Origin of the sequence: Streptomyces sp. NPDC006655, assembly GCF_040703965.1 — a bacterium.
Classification (GTDB): domain Bacteria; phylum Actinomycetota; class Actinomycetes; order Streptomycetales; family Streptomycetaceae; genus Streptomyces.
The window spans coordinates 24,531-35,019 of record NZ_JBEYJU010000047.1 but is presented as its reverse complement, the minus strand read 5'-3'; the positions used below and the strand labels follow the sequence as shown (position 1 = coordinate 35,019).

The 10,489-nt window shown below is 70.3% G+C and carries 7 protein-coding genes and 1 pseudogene; 4 read left to right on the top strand and 4 right to left on the bottom strand.

Annotation, left to right across the window (positions count from 1 at the left end; genetic code table 11):
• Window positions 1-762: ice-binding family protein (locus AB0958_RS25745; RefSeq protein WP_366892823.1), on the bottom strand; the 762-nt coding region annotated here is incomplete at its 3' end.
• 1,412 nt (window positions 763-2,174) lie between these two features.
• Window positions 2,175-3,638: a trypsin-like peptidase domain-containing protein gene (locus tag AB0958_RS25740; RefSeq protein WP_366892822.1), complete on the bottom strand. Its 1,464-nt coding sequence runs from the start codon at window positions 3,636-3,638 to the stop codon at window positions 2,175-2,177.
• A 257-nt stretch (window positions 3,639-3,895) separates the two neighbouring features.
• Here AB0958_RS25740 and AB0958_RS25735 point away from each other — a divergent pair, with 257 nt between their 5' ends.
• The 3 genes from AB0958_RS25735 (at window position 3,896) to AB0958_RS25725 (ending at window position 6,739) form a co-directional block, all read left to right on the top strand.
• On the top strand, window positions 3,896-4,723 hold the full coding sequence (locus tag AB0958_RS25735) for a glycerophosphodiester phosphodiesterase (RefSeq protein ID WP_366892821.1): 828 nt from the start codon (window positions 3,896-3,898) through the stop codon (window positions 4,721-4,723).
• Between the two features lie 217 nt (window positions 4,724-4,940).
• Window positions 4,941-5,579 carry an ATP-binding protein gene (locus tag AB0958_RS25730; protein WP_366892820.1) on the top strand — a complete coding sequence of 213 codons (639 nt, stop codon included), beginning with the start codon at window positions 4,941-4,943 and terminating at the stop codon, window positions 5,577-5,579.
• A gap of 194 nt (window positions 5,580-5,773) precedes the next feature.
• The gene (locus tag AB0958_RS25725; protein ID WP_366892818.1) at window positions 5,774-6,739 is read left to right on the top strand and encodes a DUF5926 family protein; all 966 of its coding nucleotides are present in this window, start codon (window positions 5,774-5,776) and stop codon (window positions 6,737-6,739) included.
• Window positions 6,740-7,157: 418 nt separating this feature from the next.
• Here AB0958_RS25725 and AB0958_RS25720 read toward each other — a convergent pair.
• Together AB0958_RS25720 and AB0958_RS25715 are read right to left on the bottom strand one after the other, a co-directional pair.
• Window positions 7,158-7,676, bottom strand: a pseudogene (locus AB0958_RS25720) (hypothetical protein); the annotation flags it as partial.
• A gap of 55 nt (window positions 7,677-7,731) precedes the next feature.
• Window positions 7,732-8,406 carry a bifunctional DNA primase/polymerase gene (locus tag AB0958_RS25715; protein WP_366892817.1) on the bottom strand — a complete coding sequence of 225 codons (675 nt, stop codon included), beginning with the start codon at window positions 8,404-8,406 and terminating at the stop codon, window positions 7,732-7,734.
• A 496-nt stretch (window positions 8,407-8,902) separates the two neighbouring features.
• Between AB0958_RS25715 and AB0958_RS25710 the strand changes: the two genes are divergently transcribed.
• A complete protein-coding gene (locus AB0958_RS25710; protein WP_366892816.1) occupies window positions 8,903-10,405 on the top strand; it encodes a PP2C family protein-serine/threonine phosphatase in 1,503 nt (500 codons plus the stop codon).
• Window positions 10,406-10,489: the final 84 nt, after the last annotated feature.

The window sequence follows — 10,489 nt, the reverse complement described above, 5'->3', positions numbered from 1 at the left end:
GGTCGTGGTGCCCGTCGTCCCGGCCGCGCACTGTGGCCGGGTGATCGTGTTGGTGTCCAGCGTCACGGCACCGTTACGGGCCAGTGCCCGCCCGTCGATCGTTGCGCCTGTCGTGGCAGAGATAGACGTCAGGGCCAGGATGTTGCCGACAAAGGTGGAGTTGGTGCCGAGGGTTGCCGAACTGCCGACCTTCCAGAACACATTGCACGGCGAGGCGCCGTTGATGAGAAGCACACGGCTGGCAGACGCCGTCGTCAGACCCGAACCGACCTGGAACACCCAGACGGCGTTGGGGTCCCCCTGGGCGTCCAGGGTGAGAGTGCCGGTGAGCCCCAGAGTGGAGGAAGCGGTGTAGACGCCCGGCACCAGTGTCAGGCCACCAGCGTCCGCAGGAAGGGCACCGTCGGTGGCCTGTCCGGCGGCGTCGTTGTATGCCGTTACCAGGTCGGTCTGGGCCTGGTCGGCCACGGCGTCCGCAGAGTGCTGCGCCCCGTTCACCAAGCCGGGAGGGAATCCGGTGATGGACGTCCCCGGACTCACTCCGAGATCCCCGGTGACCACCGAGGGACCGGTGTTGGTGACGGCCGAACCGGCCAGTACCGCAAAGCTGTCCGCCGTACCCAGCGGCACAGGTGTGGCGATGGCATTTGCCTGCGTCGGCGTCACAGCGACTACGACAGCGGCGATCACCACAGCAAGTGCCGCCGCGATCCAGACCGACAACGTGCGCCGTAGCGGCGCGACAGGGATATTCAGCGTCATCGAGGGGCCAACTCCTGTGAGGGGATGATGAGGTATTTGGCGTTCTCAGTCGCGCAGAAATCGCCAGGTTTCTGCCGCTGGAATATTAATCAGGAACATGGGTCGGGTTACGGTTCATCTGAATGGTTTCGCCAAACTTGACCCGCGAATCGCGAAATACCAGCAATGCCTAGTGGGCCGAATGGCGTCAACTGTTCACCCGGACGGGCGAGGGTTTATATCACCAAAGAGGACTGCTTCTCTGGAGATACAGTCGGCCAGCGTCACCGGAGCAGAAGACGTACGCAGGGAGATCATTCGTACCCTGCGCGGCACAACTGAAGGCAACCACCTTGCAGGCGCACCAAGAGCGGAACCATCCGGCGGCCTTGCGGGCAAAATGAGCCCGGTAGACCCAGGCCGCGGGATACTCCCCCGCCGCAATCACGCCGCCGGGTCGGGAAAATCGACGGTGGACCGATTCAAGAGTGCAGGACCATGCAACGTACAAGCACAGCCAAGCCCAATAAGTCACACTAATTAAATTGCACATTAGTTCGCTTTCACCGGACCCACAGAAGGCTGAATCCGGTGGCGCCAGAGCCGTTGCCTCGGTTCTCACCCACTCGGTGGAGAGAAGCAGTACACGCTCACTGATGCTGAAGGTGAGCGGGACGCCTTCACATTCGGCTCGTTCCGGGGTATCGGCATGCGGCCTTGGCGGCTGATCGCCCGTACGAGTGACGGGAGGGTTAAAGGCTTACGCAGGTGGAACAAATTCGTAGCAGCGATGTGCGTGGATGCTCCTGACTCCGGTCACCTCGGATATTGTGACGGTGCCGGGCCGCAGGCTGTATGCGCCCCTGCCGTTCCTCCGGTGTCCGCCACGGGGACGGGCTGGACGGGCCGCCGGTTCGCGCATGGTCGGCGGCCCGCCTGTCACCGACCGCGCCACGCGTCGGGAGTCGGATACGGGGCACACCCATGTCAGCTGTGCCCGCTCCGCGCCGGCGTCGGACCGGTACTGCAACGCCGCCCGGCGGGCGGGTGTTTCTATGCCGTCATGGCTCGGTCAAGCACCAGTGGCTCCCGTTCGCCGGGAAACGCGACCTCTTGACTAACTCCAGGTCAATGCAGGGACGGCGATCCACAATCTGGTCCACACCTGGTCCACACGCAGTGATCCACAACGCGACAGGGCCGGATCGGGATGAGACAACCCCCATGCAGAAGGGGTGCCCCTCACTGAGGGACACCCCTTCTGACCAGCATGTCTGTGACCTGCGGAGGCGGTGCGATCCGAACCCACGGGAACGTCGGCACGCTCTCACGTTTTTCAAGACCGTTCCCTTAGGCCGCTCGGGCAACCCACCCCGCGCTGATCGAGATCGGCGCGGGCAACAGAGTAACCGGTTCGTGCGGGCCGGTGGGTGTCAGCTGTCGCCCACCCGGGATCCGAGGGTGACGGTGACCGTGTGTTCCGAGCCACCTCGCTTGTAGGTGATCTGCACCTTGTCCCCGGGCTTGTGGGTCCAGATCTCGCCGATCAGCGTCGGGCCGCTGTCGATCACCGAGTCGTCGAGCTTGGTGATGACGTCGCCCGGCTTGAGCCCGGCCTTGTCGGCGGGGCCGCCCGACTCGACCGCGGCGGCGCCGCCCGAGCCGGAGTCGGTGATCTGGGCGCCGCCCGACGAGTCCTCCAGGGACACCGAGGCGCCGATCTTCGCGTAGACCGGCTTGCCGGTCTTGATCAGCTGCTGGGCCACGTACTTGGCCTGGTTGATCGGGATGGCGAAGCCGAGGCCGATCGAGCCCGACTGCCCGGTGCTGCCGAGGCCGCCGCTGGAGGCGGACTGGATCGCCGAGTTGATGCCGATCACCGCGCCGTCGGCGTCCAGCAGCGGGCCGCCGGAGTTGCCCGGGTTGATGGAGGCGTCGGTCTGCAGGGCGCTCATGTAGGACGCCTTGCTCGACGCGCTGCCGTCGCTGGAGGCGACCGGGCGGTTCTTGGCGCTGATGATGCCCGTGGTGACGGTGTTGGAGAGGCCGAAGGGAGCGCCGATCGCGATCGTCTCGTCGCCGACGGCCACCTTGTCGGAGTCGCCCAGGGGGAGCGGCTTCAGGTCCGACGGCGGGTTCTTGAGCTTGATCACCGCGACGTCGTAGCCCTGCGCGTGGCCCACGACCTCGGCGTCGTACTTCTTGCCGTTCGGGAACGTCGCCGTCAGCTTGCCGCCGTCGAGCGCGTCGGCGACCACGTGGTTGTTGGTGACGATGTGGCCCTGGGTGTCGAAGACGAACCCGGTACCGGTGCCGCCGTCGCCGTTGGTCGACTCGGCCTCGATGGTGACCGTGCTGGGCAGCGACTTGTTGGCGACCGCCGCGATGGTGCCGGCGGCGCGCTTGACCTGGGTGACACCGCTGTCGGTGGACGCCGAGACGGTCGTGGAGCCGCTGTCGTCGTTGTTCTTGGCCAGCGTGTAGCCGAGCCCGCCGCCGGCGCCGCCCGCGACCAGCGCGGCCACCAGGACGGCGGCGATCAGTCCGCCGCGTCCGCTGCCCTTCTTCGGCGCGTGCTGCGGCTGCTGGTACGGCTGGTGCTGGTACTGCTGGTCGTAGGGCGAGCCCCAGCCGGCTCCGGCACCGGCCCCGGCGTCCGCGTAGGACGGGGTCGCGGGCGGCGGGGGCGGCCAGGAGCCCTCGGGAGCCTGCGAGGGGGCGGCGTAGGGGTCACCCGCGGCCGGGGCGGGAGCGCCCTGGGGAGCCGGCGGGATCGGTGCGGTCGGCGCTTCTCCCTCGGACGCGGCGGGCTGCGGGGAGGCAGCGGGAGTCGCCGGCGGCACTGGAGGTGCGGACGGGGCCGGGGGTACCGGGTTGCCCTCGTTCTCGGTGCTCACAGCTTCTCTCCTCGGTCCACGGCTGTTCTTCTCGGTCGCACTCGGTCACGCTCGTTCACGCTTGCTGTCGGTCCGGCGCGATTCAGCTGTGCATGTGCTTTTGTATGCCGTCAGCTTTTCCCACAGGCCGTCAGAGCACCATAAGCGGTGGCTGTGGGTACACGGACAACCTTTATATAGGGCCTGTCCGACAAAAGTTCCCTTTGCCGGCATCAGGGATGCCCCCGGGTACCCCCTCGCGGTGGCACCATGTCGCGGTGACCCACGCACCACAGCATCGCATCCAGGTCGTCGCCCACCGCGGCGCCTCCGAGGACGCCCCCGAGCACACGCTGGCCGCCTACCGGAAGGCGATCGAGGACGGCGCCGACGCCCTGGAGTGTGACGTACGCCTGACCGCCGACGGCCACCTCGTGTGCGTGCACGACCGACGGGTCAACCGTACGTCCAACGGCCGGGGCGCGGTCTCGGCCCTGGAGCTCGCGGAACTGGCCGCCCTGGACTTCGGCGCGTGGAAGCGGGGGCCGGCCTGGCGGGGCCGGGACGAGGAGCCCGACTGGGAGTTCCGGCCCGAGGACCGCGCGGACACCTCCGTGCTGACGCTGGAGCGGCTGCTGGAGCTGGTCGCGGACGCCGGGCGGCGGGTCGAGCTGGCGATCGAGACCAAGCACCCCACGCGCTGGGCGGGGCAGGTCGAGGACCGGCTGCTCCTGCTGCTGAAGCGGTTCGGCCTGGACGCCCCCGCGACGGCCGCCGACTCCCCGGTGCGGGTCATGAGCTTCTCCGCACGGTCGCTGCACCGGGTGCGGGCGGTCTCGCCGACGCTGCCGACCGTCTACCTGCTGCAATTCCTCTCGCCCCGGCTGCGTGACGGACGCCTGCCGGCCGGCGTGGGGATCGCGGGCCCCTCGATCCGGATCGTGCGCAGCCACCCGGCGTACATCGAGCGGTTGAAGCGCAACGGCCACCAGGTGCACGTGTGGACGGTCAACGAGCCGGAGGACGTGGATCTGTGCGTGGAACTCGGGGTCGACGCGATCATCACCAACCGGCCCGGAGCCGTGCTGCACCGGCTGGGGCGGTGAACCCGCGCGGCGTAAGGAAAGAGATCTGAATAAGTCTCAGATAAAGAGTCCCGTAAGGACGTCCCGCATCTCTTGACCCGAACGCCCCCCTCGCATCATCCTCGCTTCTCGGCCACACCACCGAAATCAAGCCATACGAAGCCGTGCCCAGGGGTCATGGCGACGGCCCGTCACAGGGAGTGCTCCGGCGCGTTCGGTTCGTATGCGTCCATGGCGAATGCGTCCCCGGACGTTCTTCGGCCGGTTTCCGGTTCGGGCCGATGGGGCATCCACACCGTGGCGTGGGGCAAAGGAGGTCTCGGGGGTGGCGTTGGTGGTGGCACAGGAGGTGCCCACGTCGTCGAGCATGGCCGTACCCCATGGCCCTGCGGGCGTGGGGAAGGCGAGACACCGGATGCGCGATCAGCTGCGCACGGGCGGCCTTTCGGAATCGGTCATCGACGATGCCGTACTGATCCTCTCCGAGCTTTTGAGCAATGCCTGCAAGCACGGGCGCCCGTTGGGGGACGCCCTGGCCGGAGACGGCGACGTCCGGGCCGCCTGGCGGGTGGACCCGCGCGGCCGGCTGGTCGTCGAGGTCACGGACGGCGGCGGGCCGACCCGCCCGGCCCCCATGACCCCTTCGGTCACGGCACACGGCGGCCGCGGGCTGAACATCATCACCGCGCTGGCCGACGACTGGGGCGTCCGGGACGACGCCCGGGGCGAGGTGACCGTCTGGGTCGTGGTGCACGAGGAGGCGCGCGAGCCGCACGGACGCGACCGCCGCGAGGCCCTCACCGCGCGCGTCATGACGCCCTCGGGCCCGGGGGCGGCCGACCTGGACTTCGCGGACGCCTTCGAGGACATGGACTGAGCTGCCGGGTGCGTCCGGGTGCGTCCGGGTGCCGGGACGCCCTGTCGCGGCCCGTTCGCCCCGCCGCCGCGGGCACCGCGAACCGCCCCCTCCCCGCTCCCCGCCACGGCTCCGTCCACAGGTTCCCGTGGTCCGCGGTGCGAACGGCTAGGCTCCCGCCAGTACGAGACGAGCCGTAACCGGGAGACAGCCAGATGGCCAAGAAGCGACCCCAGACGAAGGCCACGCGGCCGCAGCCCGGCGACAGTGAGATCCCGGTCGTCGGCGCCCGCGAACCCTGCCCCTGCGGCAGCGGCCGCCGCTACAAGGCGTGCCACGGCCGGGCGGCCGCGCACGCGGCGACCGAGCTGGTGCACCGCCCGTTCGAGGGGCTGCCGGGCGAGGGCGACTGGGTGGCGCTGCGGGAGCTGGTCCCCGCCGCCACCGTCGAGCTGACCCTGAAGGACGGCCTGCCCGAGGGCGTCCCGTCGGTCACCCTCGCGACCGTGCTGCCGATGGCCTGGCCGGCGCTGCGCCGCGACGACGGCTCGGTCCTGCTCGGTCTCCAGAACGACACGGCGTCGGGCGACATCAGCCGCGACCTCGCCGACATCCTGCAGCGCGCCCTGGTCGCCGAGCCGGGCACCCCGGTGCAGGGTCGGCGGGCGCCCGCCGGCGGCCCCCGGTTGCAGGACCTGCTCGACCCCGAGGGCGCCTTCGAGCCAGTTGTGCACGAAGGCTTCGAGTTCTGGGTGCCGGACGCCGAGAACGCCACCCCGGACGTGGCCGCCTCCCTGGAGCGGGCCAACGCGGCGGCCATCCCGACCGTGAAGCTGACCGGCGTCGACAGCGCCTACTGGTGCGAGACGCCCGAGAAGAACCACCTGCGCTGGGTCATGCCGTACCCCGAGGAGCAGCTTCTGGACGCTCTCGCCCGGCTGCACGCGGCGGGCACGTCGAACCTCGGGGAGGGCACCCGGCTGGTCGGTTCCTTCCGTGCCCACGGTCTCACCGTGCCGGTCTGGGACCTGCCGAGCGGGGTCGGCGCGGCGGACGTGGAGAAGCCGGCCGCGGAGTTCGCCGAGCGGCTCACGACCGCTCTGGCCTCGACGGCGCCGCTCACGGCGGACGAGCGGCGGGCCCGCGGGGGACTGACCAACCGGCAGGTCACGCTCAGCTGACGAGCGGCGCGAACGACAGGCGCGGCTGACCGGCCGGTCAGCCGCGCCAGGTGTGTCGGCTCCGGTGACTCCTGTCACAACTCCCGGACGGGGCAAGCATTTACGTGTCCGAATAGCCGAGATCGAATTTGCGAACCGCCGATCTCTTGTTACCGTCTCAGTAGCCCGGTTGCTGGTGCATCCCCCGTCGCCAGCAACCGGGCCTTTTCATGCCCGCGCCCGGTGTACGGATCGCAGCGAAACGTCAACTTCCGCTCGGCGCACGGGACTTGGCGCCGGGCGAGGCCCCGGTGGCGTTTTCCACAGCGGCCCCCGGGCCACCCCTGAAGGCATCCGCGGAGGCACCCGGCGAGGCACCGAAGGCATCCGCGGAGGCGCCCGGCGAGGCACCGAAGGCATCCGCGGGCGCGCCCGGCGCGGCACCGGAGTCGTCCGTGGAGTTGCTCGCGGAACGCAGCAGCAGCGGCCCGTCGCCGTCCCGCGCCGCGAACTCCGAGACGGCCGTGTAGTCGACCGGTGCGCCCCGGGTGTGCTCCCGGGGCGTCTCACAGGTCGCGGGCTCGTCGTCGGCGCCCGCGGTGCAGTGCGTCTGCACGGTGCGGCCGCGCGGGCCCATCAGGCTCAGCACGGCTTCCAGGTCCGCCCCGGTGGCGTTGCGGTAGTAGGTGCGCGCCCAGGTGTCCGCGCCCTGGGTCATCACACAGGTCTGCGCCTCGACACCCTCGGGGGAGGTGAGTTCGGGGCCGCAGCGAGCGGCGGTGGCCAGGCCGAGACCGAGCGCCAGGGGGGAGCGGGCGGGCACCGGCAGCTTCGCGTCGTCGCGCCGGTCGGCCGGGCGTACGGCGGCGTCGCCCACCTGCCCTGCGGACGCCACGGTCAGCGGCAGCGCGACCGCGCAGACCGCGACCCCCACCAGGGCGAGCAGACGTACGTTCATGTAGCGGAAGATAACGACCACAGCGGGACAAGCCGTGCTCGCGCGCCCGACATCCCTACAACTCGGGCGCGCTCACACCCGTACGAGTGAGGGCGTCGACCACGGCGTCCACCACGGCCTCCACATCGGGCACCCAGGGGTTGGCCGAGCCGGGCAGCGGAGCGCGCTCCCAGCGGATGGCACCCTGGCCGGTCTCCGAGGGCGGCAGGGCGAGATAGCCGCCCTCGCCGTGGAAGCGGAGCGAGCCGGGGACGAAGTCCTTGGCGTACAGCAGTTCGCCCAACTGCTCCATCGAGTACGGCTTGACGAGCAGCGCCCAGCGGGTGGGCGCCGCGACCACCGGACCGAGCCGCATGCCACGGCGGTCGAGGAGGGTGAGGGCGCGGGAGGCGGCGAGGGCCGGCAGGCTGACCGCGCAGGGCGCCTTCCCACCGGAGGCGCCGGTGGCGAGGACGATCGGGGCCGTCGGCCGGTTGCCCCACCACCAGCGGACCATGCGTTCGTCGGTGGTGGCGGCGAGCAGACCCGGGTCGAAGGGGTGCGCGCCGGGCACCGCGCACTCCGGGTCGGGGCAGCCGCAGCGTGCCCGGCCCTGCGGGTCCGGAGCCACACCGGGAAGTACAGGCCACTGCCATTCCGTCGCGAAGGTCAGGGCCGCGCCGAGAAACTCAGACCCCTTGTCATTGCGCTTGGACAGGAGCCTGCGTCGCCTTTTGAGGATCTCGCGCATGAGCGCTCGTTCCTTTCCGTTGCACCGCTGGCAACACCGAGGACCACATCACACCATGTGTCGATCACTTCACTGTGCGTACCTGTTGGCGCATCACACCCTTGCGCCGGGCAAGGGGAACCCCAGGGGGTCGAGCGGGGGCCGCACCCGCGTCCCGTACTGCCTCTATCAAAACCACGGACACGGCGTGGGGGTGGCGAAGTCTGGCGTTTTGCCGTTCCGGGTGTTTCTCTCCGCCTCCGCCACGGGAGGATGGGGCACGGTCGTCGGTGGTTATGACGCCCGGGTCCGTCGCCAGGTTCCGGGTGGTCCCCAACCACCCCTGGCCTTCACCGAGTACGTACCCATCACGACCGCTGTGACGCTCCGTGGAGCAAGGCCAGTCGACCGCAATGAACCGTTACCCGAGTCAGTTTTAAGCCAACTTTGGTTTTGTGCAAGGCTCCGGGAGACACCCTCACAAGGTCTCACGGACACCAGGAATCCCAGCAGGACAATGCTGGACATCTCCTTACGAGTGCGTGTACATGTGGAAACACTGCCAGCGGCGCAGAAAGACATGGGGGTTTGCGATGCTTTTGAGCAGTACGCACAGGTCCGAGAGCCGGACACGATGAGCGCCCCGCATCCTCCGAAAGTGGCTGGAATCGATTCAACGGTTCCCGCGCCCACCCACACTGTCGCGCCGATTCCCTCCGCCCCGGGCGCACCACCCGTCCCGAAGGCCCCCGTGGCCCCGGCTCCCGGCACCCTCCTCCAGGACCGGCTGGCCGGCTGGGTCTCCGACCTCACCACCCTCCATGAACTGACCGAGCGGTTCGCCCGGACCGACGGGCCCGAGCCCGCCCTCCAGGAACTGCTGCGCGCCGGTGCCGCCCTCGTGGGCGCCCGGCGCGGTCTCGTAGCGCTGGAGCCCGCCGACGCTCCCGGCCCGCACACCACGATCGGCCTCGGTCTCGGCCGCGCCGACCTCGGCCACCTGGAGACCGTCCCGCGCGCTGCGCTGCCGTACGACACCGGCACCACCGCCGAGATCGTGCACGCCGACCTGTTCGCCGAGGACGGCCTCGACCCCCGGCACCGCGAGGTCGCCCTCCGCCTCGGCTACGCCGCCAGCTACGCGCTCCCCCTCACCACCGCCGCCGGCACCCGTCTCGGGGCGGTCGTCTGGTTCTACGACGAGCCGGCCGAGCCGCACGAGCGCCGACGTCACCTGGTCGGTCTGTACGTGCGCCACGCGGCCGAGCACCTGGCCCGGCTGCTGGAGGTGGCGCGCACGCGCGCGTGCATGGCGACCATCGCCGAGGAACTGCTCCCCTCCCGGCTGCCCCGGGTGGCCGGCGTCCAGCTCGCCGCCCGGCACCGCACCGGCCCGCGCGGCGGCGGCGACTGGTACGACGCGCTGCCGCTGCCGGACGCCGCCCTCGGTCTCGCGGTCGGCTCGGTGACCGGCTCCGGACCGAGCGCGGTCGCCGCGATGGGGCGGCTGCGGGCTTCCCTGCGGGCGTACGCCGTGATGGAGGGCGAGGACCCGGTCGCGGTCCTCTCCGACCTCGAACTGCTGCTCAGGCTGACCGAGCCGGCCCGTTCCGCCACCGCTCTGTTCGCGTACTGCGAACCCGCGCTGCGCAAGGTCACCCTGGCCGGCGCCGGGCACAGTCCGCCGCTGCTGATCGGGGCGCACCGCACGGTGTTCGCGGAGACCTCGGTGTCCGCGCCGCTCGGGATGCTCGCCTGCTGGGAGGCGCCCAGCGTGGAGATCCAGGCGGAGGCAGGCGAGACGGTTCTGCTGTACACCGACGGGCTGCTGCACCGTACCGGCGACCCCATGGACCGCGCCTTCGCCCGTCTGCACACGGCCGCCGCGAGCATCCCCCGGGCGCTGCGCCACGACCCCGGGGCGATCGCCGACCACGTGCTGCGCACAGTGCTGCCGGACGGGCTGGACACGGCCGACAGCCAGGACGACGTCGTGCTGCTGGCAGCCCGCTTCGACTGACCGGCCGGACGACCAGGAGTTCATTTCGCCAGGAGTCCGCCTCGCCAGGAGTCCTACGACCCTGGGACGCCGTTCGGTACGAAC